General features: G+C 48.8%; 17 protein-coding genes and 1 tRNA gene. 5 read left to right on the top strand and 13 right to left on the bottom strand.

Annotated features, from left to right (window positions below):
* Genes ACYVIY_RS15190 through ACYVIY_RS15175 form a run of 4 tightly spaced genes read right to left on the bottom strand, consistent with a single transcriptional unit; the run spans position 1 to position 3993 of the window.
* A complete protein-coding gene (locus ACYVIY_RS15190; RefSeq protein WP_460977216.1) occupies positions 1 to 789 on the bottom strand; it encodes a LytR/AlgR family response regulator transcription factor in 789 nt (262 codons plus the stop codon).
* Positions 786 to 1853, bottom strand: coding sequence for a sensor histidine kinase (locus ACYVIY_RS15185; protein ID WP_460977215.1), 1068 nt, complete (start codon positions 1851 to 1853; stop codon positions 786 to 788). The genes ACYVIY_RS15190 and ACYVIY_RS15185 overlap by 4 nt, the downstream gene beginning before the upstream one ends.
* The gene (locus ACYVIY_RS15180) at positions 1850 to 2917 is read right to left on the bottom strand and encodes a sensor histidine kinase (RefSeq protein WP_460977214.1); all 1068 of its coding nucleotides are present in this window, start codon (positions 2915 to 2917) and stop codon (positions 1850 to 1852) included. The genes ACYVIY_RS15185 and ACYVIY_RS15180 overlap by 4 nt, the downstream gene beginning before the upstream one ends.
* Positions 2914 to 3993, bottom strand: coding sequence for a sensor histidine kinase (locus ACYVIY_RS15175; RefSeq protein WP_460977213.1), 1080 nt, complete (start codon positions 3991 to 3993; stop codon positions 2914 to 2916). The genes ACYVIY_RS15180 and ACYVIY_RS15175 overlap by 4 nt, the downstream gene beginning before the upstream one ends.
* Before the next feature lie 726 nt (positions 3994 to 4719).
* Between ACYVIY_RS15175 and ACYVIY_RS15170 the strand changes: the two genes are divergently transcribed.
* A complete protein-coding gene (locus tag ACYVIY_RS15170) occupies positions 4720 to 5433 on the top strand; it encodes a pyridoxine 5'-phosphate synthase (protein ID WP_460977212.1) in 714 nt (237 codons plus the stop codon).
* 51 nt (positions 5434 to 5484) lie between these two features.
* On the opposite strand, the gene ACYVIY_RS15165 is transcribed toward ACYVIY_RS15170, so the two are convergent.
* Positions 5485 to 6069, bottom strand: coding sequence for a hypothetical protein (locus ACYVIY_RS15165; protein ID WP_460977211.1), 585 nt, complete (start codon positions 6067 to 6069; stop codon positions 5485 to 5487).
* 130 nt (positions 6070 to 6199) lie between these two features.
* On the opposite strand from ACYVIY_RS15165, the gene prfA reads away from it, so the two are divergent.
* A complete protein-coding gene (prfA, locus tag ACYVIY_RS15160) occupies positions 6200 to 7273 on the top strand; it encodes a peptide chain release factor 1 (protein WP_460977210.1) in 1074 nt (357 codons plus the stop codon).
* A gap of 166 nt (positions 7274 to 7439) precedes the next feature.
* Here the strand turns inward: prfA and ACYVIY_RS15155 are convergent, their stop codons facing one another.
* The 4 genes from ACYVIY_RS15155 to ACYVIY_RS15140 all read right to left on the bottom strand — a co-directional run bounded on the left by ACYVIY_RS15155 (position 7440) and on the right by ACYVIY_RS15140 (position 12576).
* On the bottom strand, positions 7440 to 8678 hold the full coding sequence (locus ACYVIY_RS15155) for a DUF4249 domain-containing protein (protein ID WP_460977209.1): 1239 nt from the start codon (positions 8676 to 8678) through the stop codon (positions 7440 to 7442).
* A 340-nt stretch (positions 8679 to 9018) separates the two neighbouring features.
* The gene (locus tag ACYVIY_RS15150; RefSeq protein WP_460977208.1) at positions 9019 to 9777 is read right to left on the bottom strand and encodes a succinate dehydrogenase/fumarate reductase iron-sulfur subunit; all 759 of its coding nucleotides are present in this window, start codon (positions 9775 to 9777) and stop codon (positions 9019 to 9021) included.
* 79 nt (positions 9778 to 9856) lie between these two features.
* Positions 9857 to 11794: a fumarate reductase/succinate dehydrogenase flavoprotein subunit gene (locus ACYVIY_RS15145; RefSeq protein ID WP_460977207.1), complete on the bottom strand. Its 1938-nt coding sequence runs from the start codon at positions 11792 to 11794 to the stop codon at positions 9857 to 9859.
* A gap of 86 nt (positions 11795 to 11880) precedes the next feature.
* Complete coding sequence (locus ACYVIY_RS15140) at positions 11881 to 12576, bottom strand: succinate dehydrogenase cytochrome b subunit (RefSeq protein WP_460977206.1); 696 nt, start codon at positions 12574 to 12576, stop codon at positions 11881 to 11883.
* Between the two features lie 390 nt (positions 12577 to 12966).
* Between ACYVIY_RS15140 and fabD the strand changes: the two genes are divergently transcribed.
* From fabD to ACYVIY_RS15125, 3 genes are all read left to right on the top strand, one after another.
* Positions 12967 to 13857 (top strand): ACP S-malonyltransferase, encoded by an 891-nt coding sequence (gene fabD, locus ACYVIY_RS15135; RefSeq protein WP_460977205.1) that lies wholly within the window; start codon positions 12967 to 12969, stop codon positions 13855 to 13857.
* A 115-nt stretch (positions 13858 to 13972) separates the two neighbouring features.
* A tRNA-Gln gene (locus ACYVIY_RS15130) sits at positions 13973 to 14043 on the top strand.
* Positions 14044 to 14409: 366 nt separating this feature from the next.
* On the top strand, positions 14410 to 15087 hold the full coding sequence (locus tag ACYVIY_RS15125; RefSeq protein ID WP_460977204.1) for a TetR/AcrR family transcriptional regulator: 678 nt from the start codon (positions 14410 to 14412) through the stop codon (positions 15085 to 15087).
* Positions 15088 to 15250: 163 nt separating this feature from the next.
* Here the strand turns inward: ACYVIY_RS15125 and ACYVIY_RS15120 are convergent, their stop codons facing one another.
* From ACYVIY_RS15120 to ACYVIY_RS15105, 4 genes are all read right to left on the bottom strand, one after another.
* Complete coding sequence (locus tag ACYVIY_RS15120) at positions 15251 to 15976, bottom strand: hypothetical protein (RefSeq protein WP_460977203.1); 726 nt, start codon at positions 15974 to 15976, stop codon at positions 15251 to 15253.
* 134 nt (positions 15977 to 16110) lie between these two features.
* The gene (locus ACYVIY_RS15115) at positions 16111 to 17466 is read right to left on the bottom strand and encodes a vanadium-dependent haloperoxidase (RefSeq protein WP_460977202.1); all 1356 of its coding nucleotides are present in this window, start codon (positions 17464 to 17466) and stop codon (positions 16111 to 16113) included.
* A 176-nt stretch (positions 17467 to 17642) separates the two neighbouring features.
* Positions 17643 to 18215: a DUF4136 domain-containing protein gene (locus tag ACYVIY_RS15110; protein WP_460977201.1), complete on the bottom strand. Its 573-nt coding sequence runs from the start codon at positions 18213 to 18215 to the stop codon at positions 17643 to 17645.
* A 114-nt stretch (positions 18216 to 18329) separates the two neighbouring features.
* The gene (locus ACYVIY_RS15105) at positions 18330 to 21740 is read right to left on the bottom strand and encodes a VCBS repeat-containing protein (RefSeq protein WP_460977200.1); all 3411 of its coding nucleotides are present in this window, start codon (positions 21738 to 21740) and stop codon (positions 18330 to 18332) included.
* Positions 21741 to 21769: the final 29 nt, after the last annotated feature.

Raw genomic sequence — 21769 nt, 5'->3', positions numbered from 1 at the left:
TTATTTCCCCATCCACTTCTTAAACTCACTCACTTTTTCCCGGCTGACAATTGCTTCCTTGTCGAAAGCGGGTTGCATGGTTAGGGCCAGGCGGTTACCGAAATACGGCTGCATCTGCGACACCGAGCGGTGGGTAACTATAACGCCCCGGTTGATCCGGTAAAAATGCGCGGGGTCTAAGGCATCAGCCAGCTCGTCGAGTGTATAATCGACTAAGAACTTTTGGTTCGTGTACGTACGGAAGAAACTGAACCGCTCATCGGTATAGAAATAAGCAATTTCGCTCGTTTCGACCGACAATAGCCGCTGCCCCTGACGGACCAGAAAGCGCTTCCGGTAGTCTTTGGGTTGCTGCTGAAGTTGTAGTTCCCGCAGCAGTTTGTCCAGATTAAACGGCTGCGAATTGCTGGCCTGGCCGTCGGGTTGCGCCGTGCGGTGCAAATCATGAAATTTCTTCAGGCTCCGCTGTAAATCTTCTTTCTGAATCGGTTTCAGCAAGTAATCGATGCTGTTGACTTTAAACGCCTGCAGCGCATACTCGTCGTACGAGGTTGTGAAGATCACGGTACTACGTACCTCTGTCCGCTCAAAAATTTCAAAACTCTGCCCGTCGGCCAGCTCAATATCCATAAAGATCAGATCGGGAGATGGATTGTTCTGCATCCATTCCACGGTATCTTCAATGCTGGCCGTAACACCAGTTATCGACAGGGAAGGGTCTACCTCCTGCACTAACTTCTGGAGTTTTCGAACAGCCAGGTCTTCGTCTTCAACAATCAATACATTCATACGATCAAAGGTGATAAGAGGGGTAAAACTACAGTGAAATAACCATTACTGTCGCTGACAATCGGCTCAGTTTGCGCCAACAGGCGATACTTGGCCGCAATATTGGTCAGCCCAACCTGGCTGGAGACAACCCGAAGGGTTTTGCGTTGTAAGTTGTTGCGCACGATTAACTGGCCCTCCGAAATGGTCAGTTCGAGCAGTAAGGGTTTATTAGCCTGAATAATGTTATGCTTTACAGCATTTTCGACCAGCATCTGCAACGTCAATGGCGGCAGTAGATAAGATAAGTACTGATTGGGTACATCGACATTCAGACAAATGCCGGCCTGATACCTGGTTTTCAGTAAGTGGTAATACGAGTCGATAAACTTCAATTCATTCGCCAGAGTGGTTAGCTCTCCTTCATTGGTTTGTAGCAGATATCGGTACACTTTTGACATCTCGTCGACGAACTGTTCAGCCTGCTGAGGCTCCTCAGCAATAAGCGAGGATAGTGAGTTTAGGCTGTTGAACAGAAAGTGTGGATTAACCTGGTTCTTAAGGCTCTCAAACTGACTTTGCAGGTTTATTTTTTTCAACTGCTCTTTCTCAAGCGCGTTTTCTCGCCATTTTGTCAGCGAATAAGCCGTTTCATCGATACCTACCGATAAGATGTTAGCGCCTATGTTCATAAACAGGATTCGCCCGGTTATTTCCGAATCATGACTATAGCCGAACCAGTGAAAGTGATCGTAACAATACATGCCACCCAGTATGAACAAGGGCGTTACGATCATAAAAACAGTTAGCAAGCGCCAGATTCGTGACCACGTCTGCCCAATGTTTGGGTACCGCCGAACGACCTGTTGTATCAGTTGATCGAGCGTAAACAGACACGTAACGCCAATACTTAAATTGAGCATTGTGGCCAGAATGAAAGTGGATACGTCCGATACGTATCGATCACCCAACAACCAGTACGTCAGCAGGGGAATAAACCACGGCAATAGCAGCAGCAACTGCCATTTCGTTTGCGGGCGAACAGCAGGCAGCCGGTAGAGCAGATGATGCACAGAGGTCGTCATGAAGCGTTGACCGGTTGCAAATCAGCTAACAACGGAAGCACTACCGTAAAATACTGGCCATCGTCGCGCACGAAAATATCCTGTCTGCTCAGCATCCGGTATTTAGCCGCAATGTTCGATAAGCCAACCTGATTAGACGGAATCCGGACGGTCCGTTTCTGCAAATTATTACGTACCATCAGCCGCCCTGCCCGCTCGGGTCCGTTGGCGGTAGCCTTGATCTCGATTGTCAACGGTTTATGGCTTAGGATGGTATTGTGTTTCACGGCGTTCTCGACCAGCATTTGCAGCGTCAGCGGGGGCAAGTAACACGTATTCTGTTCAATATCAACATCAACCGTTACTGAGATGCCTTTCCCATAGCGTGTTTTGAGTAAATGAGCGTATGAATTGATAAAGCCCAACTCAGTTTCCAGGGTCGTTAATTCGCCTTCGTTCGTACGCAGCAGATACCGATACACCTTAGCCATTTCATCCACAAAGCGCTCGGCCTTAACGGGTTCGTCAGCAATGAGCGAGGAGAGAGAGTTTAAGCTATTGAACAGAAAGTGCGGATTGACCTGATTTTTCAGGCTCTCGAACTGGCCCTGCCATTGCGCCTTCAGCAACACTTCTTTCTCAGCGTTGGTCTGCTGCCATTGGCGATACAGGTAGATACCTTCGTATAGAGCGATGTACACCGAATGATAGAACAGTTGTACACCCGTCGTAGTGGCGTAGTCGAACTGAACGGACGTATCGAACCAGTTGCCCAGCACCAGCGAATGGCTTTCCACCCGCACGATTACACCGAAACTGACCAGCAACGGAAACCCGATAGCCAGCCAGATTAATCGTTTTTTGGTTTGACCCAGACCCGGGCAATGCCGCTGGATGGTTATGACGACCCACCGGGTCAGATTCCAGCACAGGTAGCCTGCCAGTATGGCGATCCACTCATACCGAAGTGCCTCGTCCAGATCAGCGGCATTGACCACGGCGCTTAGCCGGAAAAACAAGGTGCCGAACAGATACAGCACAAAGGGGCCGACCATACGCAGGCGGGTTTCGCAACAGGGCGTCATGGCGTATAGCTGGTTGGAATCTGCAACAAAGGCAACGTAACGCGAAAATCGGATTCTGTTTCGCGAATTTGTACCGGCTCTTCACCGAACAGTCGATACTTAGCGGCCAGATTAGCCAGCCCGGACCGCTGGGTTTCTACGGTGATTTTCTTCCGTTGTAAGTTGTTGTTCACCTGCAAACCCAGTGGGGTTGTTCTGATGGTTATCGTCAGCGGTTTGTCATGCAGCATTACGTTATGCTTTACCGCATTATCAATCAGGGTCTGCAAGCTCAGTGGTGGCAACATGCGGTTCAGGTAATCACGGACGATGTCAAGCTCAACCCGCAGGCTGGAGCCGTAGCGGGTTTGAAGTAAGTTTATGTAAACGCGGATAAACGTAATCTCTTCCTGCAGGGACACCAGATCGCGGTTGCCAGCCTGCAATAAGTACCGATACACTTTCGACAATTCATCCACAAATCGTTCGGCCCGATCGGGATCTTCGCTGATGAGCGAGGAAAGCGAATTTAGACTGTTGAACAAAAAATGCGGATTGAGCTGTCCTTTCAGCGCGTCGAACTGGTGTTGCAGCGCGGCCCGTTTCAATTGTTCATTCTCGGTCTGATTTTCCTGCCACTGCGAATAGGCGTAGAACAAGTTGAGTGCAATGCATAAGAAAATATCAAAAATGAACCCTAATATCCAGATCGGCCGAACCGCGTCCCAACTGAATTGTACCTGCAAAAAAGGCGTTACGCTGTAAATCCACACGTCAAAACTAGCCAGCAACACCGTCAGCCCACCGACCAGAACCAGCATTACCAGCGTGCGCGTTACGGCCTGACGCTGATCGGGAAATCGGCTGGTTACCCAGCGAACGGCAAAGGTTAACGCAATAATCGACAGCCAGTATAAACCGAACACAACGGCGGTTCCCATCAGGAACGTTATCAGATCCTGAAAATAGCGCGGGCCGATGAAGTAGTAATTCCCCAACGGGAATAGTACAGGCATCATCAGCAGGTGATATATCCACTCTATCTTCGAGAAAAAACGAGGACGGATAACCTCAGGCCATTTTAGGGGCAGCGTCATATCGGCGAATATCCGAAAATAACGGGATGCTCACCAAGTACCGTACCACAATCGCATCAAGTGCACAATACGTCGGTTGAATTGACAAAAAGCCGGGATGAACTGTACATAAAACTGCCCGGCAATACCATCGCCGGGCAGTCTGCTTCCCTAACCTAACTTCTATGATGAATTCCCTAATGACTTTATATGGTAGCGGTACGGGTTCACTGCTGCGGTTTCGACCTACGCTACCAGACACCCTAATTTTCTGATATCCTTAAGGCTCCCTTAGGCAGCGGCTCCTTACGGGTTGTGTTCATTTTGTGTTGTATGTTGTCGTCTACTGTGTCGTCCTGTTCTTGATGTTACAAAGTTGGCCGATCGATGTCCCTGAACCAATCGATGAGCGAATGAACTGCCTATTTTGCTGATCGAACCGGCAAAAGACTGGGTTCAGATGCGTACAGGCTTCGGCCAGATTATGAATAAATAGCTGTGCCTCAGCCATATCTTTACAAATAACTCACAATAGCATAACTGCCTATCGCTGTTACGTTGCTCTGTTCAGCACCGGCCTTTCTAGCTGCCTTCAAACCAGGCAGCAACGATTAGCCCAACTTCAATACGTAACAAAGACACGCTCGTTAGCGCGGACAGGCAGAACCAAAACAAAACCATTGAAGTTGCTTTGCAATAAAAGGCTGCCTGGTTCTGCAGTCTTTGCCGACTTTTACACGTTACACTATGACTCGTTTAAGCGTTAACATCAATAAAATTGCCACGCTCCGAAACTCGCGGGGAGGCAGCAATCCTAATGTGGTTCGGGTCGCTCTGGACGCTGAACGCTTCGGAGCCGAAGGCATTACGGTGCACCCTCGCCCTGACGAACGGCACATTCGGTATCAGGACGTACTTGATCTGGCGGACGTTGTTACGACCGAGTTCAATATTGAAGGCAACCCCGACGAGCGATTCATTGAGTTGGTTAAGCGTGTCAAACCCGCTCAGGTAACACTGGTGCCCGACGCGCCGGATGCCATCACGTCGAACGCAGGCTGGGATACCCTTACACATCGGGATAAGCTACGCCGACTAGTCGATACGTTTAAACAGGATGGTATCCGGGTATCAATTTTTGTGGATGCCGACGAGCGCATGGTCGAAGGCGCTAAAGCCACCGGCACCGACCGGATCGAACTGTATACCGAACCCTACGCAACCCATTTCCCTACGAGCCCTGAAGCCGCGATCGCTCCGTTCTACCGGGCGGCAACGGTGGCCAATGAGCTTGGGCTAGGTCTCAACGCGGGGCATGATCTAAGCCTGGAGAACATTCGGTATTTTGCCCAGCACATTCCCAGCCTGCTGGAAGTATCGATCGGCCACGCGCTAATTTCCGACGCCCTTTATTTCGGCCTGGAAAACACCATTCAGATGTATCTGCGAGAGCTACAGTGACTGTCGGTGGCCGGAGATACCACTTCCTAGAATAGGGCGTAATACGTACCGCTATTTGGCGGATGGTTTTGTTCGCCGAATCACTTCACGCTTGGGAAAGGCGATCCTCCAGACAGCCAGCGGTGTTTTCTGCTTACCGAAACAGACCTCACAGATTCTGTTTTCGGTTGGTACGACCGCGTTGTAGATAAACAGCGTATCATTTATCTTCTGGATGTTCGAGATCTGCGATTTCTTCTGCTCGGCATTGTACAGGTATGCGTCGAGTATCTCGCGCTCTTTTTGGTTCAAGGTCTTATTCTGCACATCGGCTGCGCCCAGTAAACGAATATCCACGCCATATTTCTCGCCGATGGCCTTCGTGCGGGGCAGTGTCTGCAATTGGCAAAGTTTTGCCTGTTCGGCCGGATCGGTGGCAGCCTGGAGTTTTTCGGCCAGTTCATTTTGAACCGTACGGCTAATGCGGTCACCAAACGTATTCACCGTTTCAACCATATCGGCGTTGGTAATGCGTTTGATCTTCATATCAGCCATCTGCTGCTTTAACTCGTTGGTATATTTTACCCGTTCGGGATCACAGGAACTAAGCGCCAGCGTGAGCAGAGCAAACGTAAGGATAAGAGAATGCGTTTTCATTGAACCGGAGAATCATAGTGGCCAGTACGTATGTAACGTTGCGCACAAGCTGCGGGTTGCAAAGGTAGCGGATGGGCGGTTGTCCGGCCGAAATGTTGTATTTTTGTAGTACGATACTAGAGAAACAGTTATGCTCGAACAATTAGAAGCCATTCGGGAACGCTTTAACGAAGTCGCCCAGCAGATTGTGCAGCCAGAGGTGGTTTCCGACCAGAAGCGGTTCATGAAGCTGAGCAAAGAATATAAAGATCTGGAAAAGATTGTTGATCAATACCTCGCCTATCAGCAACTGCTGCTGGAGATCGACAATGCCAAGCAAATCATTGCCACTGAGAAAGATGAAGACTTTCGGGAGATGGCAAAAGGCGAGTTAGACGAACTGCTGCCGCGCCGGGAATCGCTGGAAGAAACGCTCAAGGAGATGCTGATTCCGAAAGACCCCAACGATAGTAAAAACGTTATTCTTGAAATTCGTGGTGGTACGGGTGGCGACGAAGCAGCCATTTTTGCGGGTGATATTTTCCGGATGTACCAGCGGTTCTGCGAGAAAATGGGCTGGCGCATGACGCTCGTCGATTACACAGAAGGTACGTCGGGCGGGTACAAAGAAATTATCACCGAGATCGAAGGCGAAGATGTATACGGCAAATTGAAGTTTGAATCGGGCGTACACCGCGTACAACGCGTACCAGCTACCGAAACGCAGGGCCGTATTCACACCTCGGCCGCCAGCGTAGCCGTGCTGCCCGAAGCCGAAGAGGTGGACGTTGAACTGAATATGAACGACATCCGCAAAGATACGTTCTGTTCATCTGGGGCGGGTGGCCAGTCTGTTAACACGACGTATTCGGCAGTTCGGTTGACGCACATCCCAACTGGTTTGGTGGTGCAATGTCAGGATGAGCGATCGCAGTTGAAAAACTTTGATAAAGCGCTGACCGTGTTACGTTCGCGTTTGTACGAAATCGAGTTGCAGAAGCACAACGACGCGATTGCCTCGCAACGGAAGACGATGGTAGGAAGTGGCGACCGCTCCGACAAGATCCGGACGTATAACTATCCGCAAAGCCGCGTAACCGATCATCGCATCGGCCTGACAGTATACAACCTACCCGCCGTGATGGACGGCGACATCGGCGAATTTATCGAACAACTCCGCATCGCCGAAAACGCCGAACGCCTAAAAGAAGGCGCAACGGCTTAGGTACTTTTGCTGGCAGATAGACAAATCCTAATACGTATGGCGCGTGTTAGGATTTTTTGTGTTTTAAAATTAACTATGGAAAGCGTTGACTGTAGCTCTGTACAATCAAGATTAAATACAGACAAACAGGCATTTATCTTTTATCTGCCAACGTGCACATTCAAAATTAATCAGGCCAGCCCGCTGGTTTGAAAGATGTCCTTTGTTCAGCGGGCGCACAGATGGCGGTTGGAGGACGGGGAGGTCCATTCCGAATAAAATCTGGACCTAACGGGGGTGGCATTTCGGCTTTGGGCAGCCGTCCATATAAGGCATAGAATAAGCCAGGTGGTACACCCTGAGTATCTCTACGATCGATATAGTGTGGTTTAATAAATACCGCCGAGGCCGTAAAATAGCCAACGACAGCTTCGTTACTATTAGCTACGTTGTGTATGTTTCCCGCTGGTATAGCTGGGGGCGTATCGGCCAATCCACCCGTTTTTTGGGTTTGCTGCGCTAAGAGATTGAAGTACTGATAAGCGTCCTTCGTAAGTGATCCCTGCCGTATATGCACTATACACGGTTTATTTTGATAGTAGGGAATATGGGCTACTGGCCGACGAACGATTAAACCGCCATTGCTGTACTGATCATTAAATATATTTATATCGTCGTGACTCTGTATAATTTCCCAACATTTAGTCCGGCAGGGGTAATCAATAATAGAGTTTCTGAGCTGATTTTGAGCCTGTGAACCAACTGGTGGGTAGAAACAATCCTCGTATGGCCGATCGGTAGATTGATAAAGTGAACTGCTTAGCAGCTCAACTGCATTTACAGCATATATACCTCCAGCGCACGACCGGCACCACTCCTGCTGTTCATACAACGTCCAGTCCCAACGGTAGTAATTACGTACATCGACAGGGTCAAGTATATCAGCATAAACATCATGTCCGCCAGTGTAATTTTCATCAATTACCGGTAAAACACTAGCCGTATTGAACTCTGACGTTACCCTTGCTACAGGAGGCACGGGCTGCATAATCTGTTGTGTAGAAGCATATCGGGTTCCGTCGCTCAGCGTAAACTGAAGTTGGTAGGCGTGGCCGACTTGTCCTTTAAAATCGGACGGAAGCTGATAAGTACCATCTACAGTTTCGTGACACGTAATGGTTTCTGTCGAATCGACCACCACGGACATTTTTGCTTTAGTAACAGGAAATATGATGGATCGTCCTAACGTTTGATCGGGTCGGGACCGGTTAAGACGAATTTTCATCGGTTCCACCAGATTAGTAACGGTACCTTCTACTATAAGTATATCTAATTTGCTCCTCAGCGTCAAATCTTCGGAATCTACACAAGCTATTGGTCCGCCTAGTAAAGCTACCGAAACCAATAGCAAGACCCATAAACGCATAGTATATGATGTTTTATAAGATGAGACTTGCCGCACGGTTCTTAAGTATGACTTATGTAATTAATTACTTTAAAACCAACTCATATAGCGGTCAAACAAGAGAAGATTTATACATAACCTCAATGTTGGGTATAACTACTGCATATTAATTCAAATTTTAAACCCTCTTGAGTGCTAAGCTTTCTCTATCTTCTCTTGCTTAGCTCTTTATTTTCTGAACAGAATATTAGCATTATATAGTACTTCCTGCTGATCACTCTGCTTTAAAGCAAGAAAAAGCCTGTTACGTTCTCGTGGCTTGCATGAGAACGTAACAGGCTTTTTCTTTTGATGTATTACGTTAACCCTGAACGTTGTCTGAGGTTAATTTCGCTCCAAGGTATTCACGATTCATACGGGCGATGTGATCGAGTGAAATCGACTTTGGACACTCAACGGAACAAGCGCCCGTAAAGGAACAGGCACCAAAGCCTTCGGCATCCATCTGTGCCACCATCCGTTCTGCCCGCTGCTGCCGCTCAGCCTGCCCTTGAGGAAGCACGGCAAAGTGCGACACTTTAGCCGCTACGTAGAGCATAGCCGATGCGTTTTTGCAAGCGGCTACACAAGCGCCACAGGCAATGCACTGAGCGGCATCCATGGCTTCGTCGGCTACGTAACGTGGCACCGGAATCTCGTTGGCATCGGGTGCCGAACCGGTGTTCACCGAAATATAACCACCCGCCTGTGCTACGCGGTCGAATGCCGAACGGTCCACCATCAAATCTTTAATGACCGGGAACGCCCGCGCGCGCCAAGGCTCAACGACAATGGTATCACCATCGTTGAATGAGCGCATGTGCAACTGACACGTAGTAGCTCCCGTTTGTGGACCGTGCGCCCGGCCGTTGATAAACATAGCGCAGGAACCACAAATACCTTCGCGGCAGTCGTGATCAAACGCAATGATTTCTTCGCCTTTTTTGGTCAATTCGCCATTCAATACGTCGAACATTTCTAGAAAAGACATGTCCGGCGAGATATTATCCAGTTGGTATTCCACCAGTTTACCCGGCGTACTATTATTTTTCTGTCTCCAGACTTTCAGTGTAACTTTCATTGTATCAAGAAGTTGTCAAGTCGTATCGTCATACGCAGTATGGTTCGTTAAAACGGTACTACGTATGACTCTATAACTCCTATTTATAACTCCGCTGGGTAAGCTTCACATTCTCGAACTCAAGCACTTCTTTATGAAGCACTTCAGGCTGATTATCGCCCGTGTACTCCCAGGCCGCTACGTAGGCAAAGTCGGCATCGTTACGTAAGGCTTCCCCTTCTTCAGTCTGATACTCCTCACGGAAGTGACCGCCACACGATTCCTCGCGGTGCAGAGCATCATCCACCATAAGTTCACCCAATTCAAGGAAGTCGGCTACGCGACCGGCATGTTCGAGCGACTGGTTCATTTCTTCAGCGTCGCCCATCACCCGGACGTTTTGCCAGAACTCAGCCCGCAGCTCCTGAATCATTTTCTTGGCTTTCTTCAGGCCCTCGGCGTTACGTGACATACCACAGTAATCCCACATGATGTGGCCCAACTCCTTGTGGAATTCATCCACCGTTTTGGTGCCTTTGATCGACAGGAAGCGGCTGTTCATATCTTGAATATGCTTCTCGGCTTCCTTAAATGCAGGGTGGTCAACGGGCAGTTTATCGGCTGGACCAATCGTTGCCAGATAATCACCTACCGTGTACGGAATCACGAAATAGCCATCGGCCAGTCCCTGCATCAGCGCCGACGCACCTAAGCGGTTTGCACCATGGTCTGAGAAGTTCGCTTCACCCATTGCATACAAACCGGGGACCGTTGTCATCAGGTTGTAGTCAACCCAGAGACCGCCCATGGTATAGTGCACCGCAGGGTAGATCATCATTGGGGTTTCGTATGGGTTATCGTCGACGATTTTTTCGTACATCTCGAACAGGTTACCATACTTAGCCTCAATCGTTTTACGGCCGTCGCGCTTGATTGCATCCGCAAAGTCGAGATAGACAGCCAGACCCGTTGGCGCTACGCCACGACCTTCGTCACAAACGTACTTGGCGTTACGGGATGCCACGTCCCGAGGTACGAGGTTCCCGAATGATGGGTACCGGCGCTCCAGGAAGTAATCACGATCTTCTTCGGCAATGTCATTTGCCCGTTTCTTGCCCTGACGAATCAGTTCAGCGTCTTCTTTCGTTTTCGGAACCCATACCCGTCCGTCGTTACGTAGCGACTCCGACATCAGCGTCAGCTTCGACTGGTAATCGCCCTTAACCGGAATACAGGTAGGGTGAATTTGCGTGTAACAGGGATTACTGAACAACGCGCCACGCTTATGAGCCCGCCAGGCCGCCGTAGCATTCGAGTTCATCGCATTTGTCGACAGATAGAAGACGTTTCCGTAACCACCCGTGCACAGCAGTACAGCGTGGGCGGAATGCGATTCAATTTTACCAGTGATCAAATTTCGGGTAATGATACCCCGGCACTTTCCATCAACGACGACCAGGTCGAGCATTTCGGTACGCGTGATGAGCTTCACCTTGCCATTCGTCACCTGACGACTTAAAGCATGATAAGCCCCCAGCAGCAACTGCTGGCCTGTCTGCCCCCGTGCGTAGAACGTACGCGATACCTGAGCGCCACCGAATGAACGGTTTGCCAATAAGCCGCCGTACTCACGGGCAAACGGAACACCCTGCGCCACGCACTGGTCAATGATGTTTACGCTAACTTCAGCCAGGCGGTACACATTACCTTCACGGGCGCGGTAGTCACCCCCTTTGATGGTATCGTAGAATAGACGGAAAATACTGTCGCCGTCGTTCTGGTAGTTTTTAGCCGCATTTATACCACCCTGCGCTGCAATGGAGTGCGCGCGCCGGGGGCTATCATGGAACGTAAAGGCTTTTACATTGTAGCCCAGCTCAGCCAGTGAGGCAGCCGCAGAAGCACCCGCCAGGCCCGTTCCAACAACAATTATATCATACTTACGCTTGTTCGCCGGGTTGACCAGCTTCAAGCCGAACTTATGCCGTGACCATTTCTCGGCTAACGGCCCCTCGGGAGTCTTTGAATCCAGTTTCATAATTCTTAATTGCGAATTAGTGAATGATTGTATTAGTAAATGTTTAAGCCGTTTGTTAGCTGCTCATTCACTAATTGCTCATTCATTTATATAATCCCGTGAACTTTCAAAAACACATAAATCGGCATAGCCGCAAAAGCAACCGGAATCAGAAAGGCAAAGAAATAGCGGCCCAGATTCTCAATCAGGGGGGTGTATTTAGGATGCCGGATACCTAACGATTGAAAACCGCTTTGAAACCCGTGCGCCAGGTGATACCCTAGTGCCACCATCGACAGGACGTACAGCAGCACGTACCACCACTGCGAGAAAGCCTCCTTTACAACCGCATACAGGTCTTTGTACTGCTTGCCATCGTACTCGGCCATAGGCACAGCTCCGAAGTGCATTTCGTACCAGAACGTCCGCATGTGGATAACGATAAAGACTAGGATTACAGTCCCTAAAATCCCCATGTTTCGCGATGACCAGGGGCTATTCGCATCCGGGCGGGCAAATGCATACTTCACAGGCCGTGACTCTTGGTTGTGGCGGGTTAAAACCCATGCCATAAGCGCGTGAACCAGAATAGATGTGTAGAGCAGGTACGAAATAGTAATGATAAGCGGATTATGCGTCATGAAGTACGTATACTCGTTGAACGCCCGTCCGTTGTCGCCCTTAAAAAGCTGTAAATTACCAGCCATGTGAACGATCAAAAACGAACTCAAAAACAGTCCCGTCAGCGACATAATGACCTTGCGGCCGAGGGAGCTGGACAATGTTTGTGTTACCCAAGCCATATGGTGAACGACACGAAATTTTTAGTGGTAAACTATTGAAAAAAAGCCGTTTCAAACGGCGCACCAAAACTAAAGCACAAACCCGACGGAAACAAGGTTAGCCCTGTTTTTAGGGCGGTGAACGTCTAATTTATAGACTCTAAAAATTAGACAAATCCCCTGATTTCGTAACAGTATGTACCGAGCTTTTGTTTTTCTGTATTTGTATTACTCCCGGCCGTTTTCATGCGCGTAACTGTTGACTATTTATTTCAGCTAAAGCACAGCCTATACCGCTTAATATACTGTTAGTCAATAGTTTTCCATAAAGGACTGTAAATCTGTTTTGACAGAACTCATTTATGCGGCTTACTTTGCATCTCTATTGGTTAAACTGCCAACACTTATAGTATGAAAGCATACGTTTTTCCCGGCCAGGGCTCTCAGTTTAGAGGCATGGGGCTCGACCTTTATCAGAACGATAATCGCTCGCAGGGTATCTCAGCCCGGCAATTGTTCGATCAGGCTAACGACATACTCGGTTATAATTTGACGGCTATCATGTTTGAGGGAAGCGACGAAGACCTTAAACAAACAATTTACACCCAACCCGCCGTTTTTCTGCATGGGGTAGTGCTGGCCTTGACAAGCGAATCGTTTTCGCCGGATATGGTTGCCGGTCATTCGCTCGGTGAACTGTCGGCGTTGACCGCTGCTGGCGTACTCTCCTTCGAAGACGGATTACGACTGGCCTCGGTCCGAGCCACGGCTATGCAACGGGCGTGCGAACTGGTTTCATCCACCATGGCGGCTGTGCTTGGGCTGGCAGATGAGGTGATTGAGCGGGTCTGTTCTGAGATAACCGAAGAGATTGTTGTTCCGGCTAATTACAACTGCCCCGGTCAGGTCGTTATATCTGGTAGCCTAGCGGGCATTCAGTTAGCCGAAGAACGTCTGAAGGCAGCGGGAGCCAAGCGTGTGGTGCAGTTGGCGGTAGGTGGCGCGTTCCATTCCCCATTTATGGAGCCTGCTCGCGACGAGTTTGCCGACGCGGTTAACCTGATGCCCTTCAACGCTCCCCGCTGTCCCGTGTACCAGAATGTTGATGCGCAGCCAACCACCGACCCTGTTCAGATTAAGGCTAATTTGATCGCTCAGTTAACTTCCCCCGTTCGCTGGACACAGTCTGTTGAGCGGATGGTGGCAGACGGCGCTACAGAATTTTACGAATGCGGCCCCGGAAAAGTCCTTCAGGGATTAGTAAAAAAGATTAGTTCAGGGTCGATAATTGCGAGTGTGTAAAATTTTTTGTGCTTGTAAATCAGGGCTTATGGGCTTAGGACTGCGTTAAATCGATTATTTTTTGAGTCTATACTTGCTTTTAACGTTCAGCGCCCGTTATCTTTGCACTCGCAATTGCCCGATCGTCTAAGGGTAGGACGACAGATTTTGGTTCTGTTTGTGGAGGTTCGAATCCTTCTCGGGCAACACAGGAAGCCGCTTGATTTTATCAGGCGGCTTTTATGTTTTTCTTCCAATTCTAGCGTTATATAGTTTTTAACAGGTACTTTCTATCAGAAAATTACAATTTTTTTTGCCTCCATCTAAAAAAACAGTTCCTTTGCCAGATAGCTACATAAGGTGACATAAGGCCTTTTTTTGTATCAGAAACGATCTTTGATTACACAACCATCGTTATTCCCTTCGTTTGGTTAACACAATTTGATATTTGGTTTACGATGACATACCGGGCCTGATAAAATCTATTGATAGATTAAGGTTTACTGAAGTGACTCTCAACGCTATTTGTAGTCAAATAAGGTAACTACATGAATAATAACGAATGCATTCAATATGGAGAAAGACGAGAAAGTAAGGCGGAACCGTGCAAAAACCACACAGCGGATCGTCGAAGCGTTGGAGGAAGTCATTGCTGAACGTGGGCTTGAGGGGGTTGGCGTCAATCGGGTGGCCGAAAAGGCAAACGTCAGTAAAGTATTGATTTACCGATACTTTGGCGGTATGGAAGGGCTTCTTGAATATTATGTAAAGATGGGTAAGTTATTTCCGGTCTTTAACCCTGCTGTGCTGGACCAAATCCGTCCACTCCATGAATCAGACGTAGCTCGAATCTGGTATCGTCAGGTGATCCAGACGTACCGCTACTTCCGTACGTTCAAAGCGGCTCGTGAAATTTTGAAAGCAAGCGTAATTGAGAACGACTCCATTGCCGAAACAACTGCTAAGGCGCAAGACGAAGAAATGACGCGTCTTGTTAGTCAGCTTTCGTTTGTGAAAGGTGCCGATACGCAGGCTATATCCGCCGTCGTTTTGGGTGCTATGACGTATCTGACGATTATGGCTCAGAACGATCGCACTATGATCAGTATCGACCTACGTAGCGAAGAAGGCTGGAAACGCATCGAAGATGCTGTAAAGGCAATCTATATTGCTTTGAATAAGATGGCGATTACGTCTAAAGACGTGCAATTAGAGCTGCAGTCGGCTAATTTGCCGATGGCTCAATGGTAATAAGCAGCAGGCAGTTTATGAAAAGACGATCCCAGAGTAGCGGGTTTCGCTCTTACTAAACGCCTGCTTTTTTATTGTCCCGCTACGATACGTAGCTAGCCTCTGCAACAACTTTGGTAGTTTAACCTTCATTAGCAATGTTCAGGTTAATGAAGTCATTTTGTCATTCCGGATTATAAGTTAGTTGTACAACTAAAGCCTGAGCACCGTTTTTATTGGACCGCTGCCAGCCAACAGCCAGCGGGAAATGCTTTCCCAAATACACTTCTGCTCCTAACACCAGCTGACCCTGTTCGTGCGAACCCGAGATCCAGTCGCCCAGTACGTGAAATTTTTGGTAAAAAATACCGGCGTCGAAACCGGCCTGAAATCCGGCCTTAGGACCTTCGCCCAAGTAACGAGGATTAGCGGTGTAAGCGCCAAATGACCAGTTGTAATGCTCATCGTACAACGAACCCGCAACATGCGTGTACAAATAGCCCACTAATTGGGATTTGTGAGTGGGCGTTAGGTTTATGCCTCCCTGTGCTCCAATAGCCACCTCCAGATGCTCATTCAGGTCAAACGCCTTCTGGGTGTTGAGCAGTAACAAAGGACCAAATGGCTGCTGAGTCGTTGAATCGTTGCGGGAGAAGCGTCGTTCTGAAGGTTCATACGTAACATTATACAAGTTCGCTCCAATCTCCCATTCTTTCCCAAGCCCAAAATTAAAAGTAGTACTCGACCGGTAGGTTTCGGCAAAATTAACCTGCTGCTGCACTGATACCTCGTGCTTACCAACGATGTCGGACGAAGGAACATTAAAATACGTTTGTTGTGCGCTTGTCCTGGATGGCGTTAGCGTACTGAGCAAAGCCAGTAGCGCCAGGGTGATGATAAACGGTTTCATAACGTAAATGGCGAGAACAACTCCATAACGCAACAGCACTGGAATGGTTAACAGCATTAAGTATACGTTCTGAAACCAGAAAAGCCTGAACCAAGATCTCGGTTCAGGCTTTTCTGGTTTTGAGGTATGTCCGTTTACCGCTGAGCAACGGCAGATTTACGGGTACGAATCTTTTGCAATACTAATTGCCCTACCTGTTCGCCTATGACCGATCCGTTATTCAAAGCAGATCGGTAGTGAATTCCACCGTACAACCGACTGATCGACGCTTCACGAGCGGCTGCCTTAAACGAAGCAAACGACCGAACACCGTGTCCATACTGATATTCCGTGGAATCGACGAACGCAACATTGTCGCCGATCAAACTAGTCAATACTGTAGCCGCTGCGGCCGTAATGGTGCTGTGGCCGCTTGGGTATTCTGGGAAGGGAGGTGTTTGCAGAAAAGGCGTCCACTTTGGGTCGATGTTCTTATTGATCACCGTCTCGGGCCGAACCGTGTTACTACGGTATTTCTCATCCCAGCAGGCAATGAAACCGTCTGTTACCGCAAACGAGGTCAACGTATAGGCTTCGACCGTCCGTATGAGGTTTAGTTTTCTTTGGCGGGCAACCGTTTGAGCAATACCCAGCCAGTGTCCGCCCGGCGTCATTTTTTTCGAAGCGTACATGACGTGGCCTGCTACATTCATCACAAAGGCGTTGTCATCCCAGAAATAGGCAATATCCTGCTTCTCTTTATCCATGTTTTTGCCAGTTTCATAAACCTCCATCAGCTCTTTCTCATAGGGGCTTCCCTTCTGGAGGCTATATTTGAACGGACGAGGTGGCATAAACTGGTTACAGGTATCCATTGCCCAGCAGCGCAGTTTGTTCCATTGCGGTTCGGCGGCATCCATGTAGGCCGGGGGCGTTGGTACCCACGTACCTTCTACATTCGTAACAGTATGTTTGAAACCCCGGGTCTGTTTGTAGCTATCCTTAGCCGCATAATCCAGAATGTGCTTGGCGACGGCTTCGCCATAAGCCATTGAGCGCTCATAGACCTCATCAGGCACGCCGTCCTTTTTGTATTGCTCGTAGAATGTTTTTTCGAACTCATCGTAGAACTCACCCGAAAAGGTTAGCGCACGAGCTACTGTTAAAAAGGCCCGGCTGCTCGCGAGTGGAAAGCAATACTCTTTACCCGCTTCCGGTGCAGGCCCCGACTGAAAGCGCTTCAGTTTACCACCCAGGGATTCATAATTCGGATCGAACGGTACGAGAGCTTCGTAACCCGCCAGGTTAGCGTAGGCATAGATACGACTGGCTACAGGCGGAGAAAAAATATCGTGAATAACGACCTCCGTTAGCTTGTTTAAGGCTTTGTTGTAGTACTCAGGGTTAGCCGTAGTACCATTGTACTCGGCCGGTGTCGCCGATTTCTGACAACCAGCCAGCCCTACCAGTGCAACGACGAGCAGATAGCTGAATTGAAGTAAGGAACGCATAGGAAAAGACAAGTTAGCCAGCCAACAATACGTGTATAATGACTAGTACCTACAAAAATAACGGAATTAATTGGCATACTAAAAAGCTGGGTATGAGTAATATCATTTGCCTGATTATATAAAACGAAGCCCCAGCTACATGATGTAGTTGGGGCTCTATCAACTTTATAACTCAATTAAGACGCTTTCACGGGGTAATCTTTCATAATTTTACGGACCCCACGGGCGACCTGGCGCTCCAGGCGTTTGGGATTATCCACCACACCCTGAACGGCACCCCGCCATAAGAGCTTGTTCGTGCGCGCATCAATCATATCAACCAGCAGCGTACCCTGCGTGTAGTTCTCCTGACAATAGGTTTGGCCACCATAATAGCCACCCCAATACGGCCAAAAACCAAAACGATACGGGAAAAAACCTCCAGCGTATGGGTACGAGCTGTTCAGGACGTTGCGAGTTTTGTTCTCGGTATAGGTATGTACCTTTACCAGCAGATCCGGAGTTGATTTCTGATAAGTCAAACCTCGGTCTTTCAATTCACGCGCCAGATTTCCCTGAATGTTTTCCAGCAACAGCGGGCTATTATAGATCGGATTGTTGCCCGTTTTCACACTAGGCTTCGCAAACGCGTACGAATGATAGCGGGTGAAATCGACCGAACGATCGTAATCAGTACTTACTTGTGCAATCGCAAGTTGGCCAAACCAACCTAGTATTAGGGCGGTGACCAGGGCAAGTGTTCGTTTCATCTATTTGTTAATTAGTGGGTTAGTCAACTGATTTGAGTAGCTTTCGCCTACTCTACTAATTAACAATACTAATACCCGAGAAATTCCAGAACATTAGTAATATTTACAGACTTTCTATCGATTTAAAGCGCTGGTTTTCAATCTAAAAGCTTGCATAGCTTGTCCATTTCTAGCGATGGTAATCAGCGTGCCTGCTGGGGTCTTAACAGGGCGAATGTCCCGTATTTCGCCATTCAGTAAGAAGCCGGTATCTACCGGTGATAGAGCGGTGAACTTCCCCGTACCGTCGTTACGTAACACCAACCCATAACTGGCATCGTAGCGCCCCTGATACGTACTGACTCCGTAGAAGTTACCTCCTCCTACTACATCCAGATCGCCATCCTGATCTATATCAATCGGATGTAGCGCAAATAGCTTTGATACTTGCGCGAGCATGGGCAACTCATGGACAACGAACGTACCGCCCTGATTCTCCAGGTACACCGATGCAAATTGATTGACCATGTACTCATCGGCGCCTTTCAGTTCGTCCTTGTTCAATACGTCCTGTAAGGGCTTACCCGCAAACGATACGTAATCCGTGAATCTCTTATTGATTACACTCGGCATTTGCTTACCCAGTTCATCTTTGAATGCCAACGGGTACCAGTCATCGCCCCGTTTATAGGCAATGATCTGCTCAAGGCTTTGGTTATTGTCAACATCTTTAACCCACATCCGCAACTGAGGGTCATCACCCTTACGTAGTTTGGTGTTGGTGCCTAGGTTACCGGCTATAAGGTCCAGATCGCCATCCCGGTCAAAATCAGCCGCGATGATACGTTGAAAGAATCCGTTCAGTGGCGTTTTATCAGCTGTAATGGTTTTGACCTCGGTGAACTTGCCCTTGTTATTCGCGAAGACACGAACCGGCATCCAGTCACCGGCCAGAATCAGGTCTACGTCTTTATCGCCGTCGTAATCCGCCCAAACCGCGTCGGTAATCATACCCGCTTTGCGCAGGCCAGTCGACAGCTTATCCGTCTGGTCCGAAAACCGGCCTTTCCCGTCATTGATGAGCAGATACGAGTTAGGCGACTTTCCGTATCCAAAGCCGACGACACGCCCACCAACGAACAGATCCAGGTCGCCGTCGTGGTCAATGTCGAAGGGCCGAACGCAGCTTTTGTTGTCATACATGGCTGGTAATGCATTGGCTGACCGGCTGAAGTTACCTTTTCCGTCATTGAGGTAAAGGCGGTCGAACTGTTCCGGCATTTTGTCGTAGAACTCATTGCCGCCCGACACTACGTATAAATCCAGGTCTTTATCGCCATCGGCGTCGAAAAAAACCGCGTCTACGTCTTCGTACACCGAGTCTTTGGCAAAGGCGGACTGCGGCATAGCTTTAAACTGGCCAGTAGGCTGTTGGATCAGTAAGCTACCAGCCCGCCATTTGGCCCCACCGGCATACATATCCTCCAGGCCATCACCGTTTACATCCCCAACCGCCAAGTGAGGTCCTTCAGTAGAAACCTGAAACGGCATGAGCGGCTCACGTACGTAATCGAAGTATTCTTTATTTTCTTGATGGCGATAAGGGATTGAGTCCGTTGCCGAAACATCCGTAAACAGGGGCTGACCGGTTGCTCTAGTGTAGCGATACGTAGTGGCATCTAGCGTAGCGTCGGCCTGTCTGACCGTTAGTACCTGATTCGTCTGGACGTTCGTTCGGACTTCCATCCGCTGACTTGGCCAGATCACAATCACCGAGTCAATTACAGATCGCTTTCCTAGCCCAAACAACAGTTCGGGCGCTACTGACGACATAAACCCACGAGTAGGCATTAACTGCTGTACCTGCACCTGATTGCCAGCGGTGGTATCTTTATACTTTAGAATAACTTTGGCCCCTACCCCAAATACGTTGGGCCCCTGCCCTTTTAGTTTAACTGTCAGGTATTTGTTGTCCGGATAAATTGTGTTCGCATCATTGCGATACAACCCGGCCGGATCATCGATGTTATTCGTGATCAGGTCCAGATCGCCATCGTTATCCAGATCCGCATAAGCCGATCCGTTTGAGAATGTGGGCGTACTAAATCCCCAAGCTGTCGACTTATCATCAAATCGCAGGCTGGACGTTCCCCGGTACAGGTAGTTGTGAACTTTGCCCTCAGGCATGAGCTTGGTCGCCCGCTCATCGAGCGATTTTGAGGTTTCCATAGCATACCGCAGTGAGTCGTCGGAAGCAAACTTTACGTACTCCAGGTTATTCGGACGGCGAACAATGCCATTCGAGACGAACAAATCCTTAATGCCGTCGTTATCGTAATCCGCCAGCAAAGGCGACCAGCTCCAGTCAGTAGCGGCTACACCGGCCATTACGCCTATGTCCATAAACTTTTTACCCGACAGGTTCAGTTGCAGGCAATTTCGACTATACTGGTTCATATATCCGTAAGCCAGTTTGTACAGATAGATATCCAGAGGGTCTTCGCCTAACGATGCCTTTTCGACCGTCTCGTCTTCGGGATACATATCGAGCGTAACGACATCCGCGAACCCGTCGTTGTTCACATCCGCCACATCGTTACCCATCGAAAAGCGACTCGTATGCTGGAACGCTTTCTTTACGCTTTCTGTAAACGTACCATTCTGGTTATTGATGTAGTAGTAGTCGTCCTCGTGAAAGTCGTTCGAGATATATAGATCCTCCCAACCATCATTGTTCAGATCCGCCACCGATATACCCAGTCCGTAGCCCATAGCTGCGCCGTATATACCGGCTTTTTCACTCACGTTGACGAACTTGATTATACGACCCTTCGGTGCGGCCTCTGCGCCCTGAGTCTTTTGACCTGTGGGCCCCTGCTCAACACTCATGTTCTGGTACAGGTAATCGCCCGACTCATTATTCCGAAGATTGCGGGCGGTTACACGGTCGTAACTGCGGGAGGTGTGCACAGCGTGATTTAACAGGTAGCAATCCAGATCTCCATCATGGTCATAATCGAAGAAAGCAGCCTGCGTTGAAAAACCCGTAAAGTCGAGTCCGTAATCGGCAGCTTTCTCGGTGAACGTATTGTCACCGTTGTTGATGTATAACTCGTTAGCTCCTTCCAGCCCCCGAAAGTTACCCACGGCACACACGTAGATGTCGAGCAATCCGTCGCCATTTATGTCAGCCATCGTTGAGCCGGTCTGCCAGTCGGAGAAGCCTTCCACTCCGGCTTTTTCCGTGATGTCCTCGAATTTGAAGTTTCCTTTGTTCAGGTACAGCTTGTTTTTGCCCTGGTTCGACACAAAGTACAAATCCGTCAGGCCATCATTGTTAATGTCACCCGCCGATACCCCCCCGCCGTTATAGAAATACAGATAGTCCAGGATATTCAGTTTTTGGGACGGTACCACGTGGTTAATGAAGCCCACACCCGTCTGAGTAGAGTCGAGCGACTGAAAAAGTTGTTTTTCGGTATTAAACGAGTTACAGCCCACCAATGCGGTTACGCTGGCGAAGAAGAAGAAAGCAATCCGTTTCATTTGTCGAATAGTGAATGATAAAGACAACG

The sequence above is a fragment of the Spirosoma knui genome (genome assembly GCF_054780635.1).
This window is presented reverse-complemented; position numbering and strand designations above follow the sequence as displayed.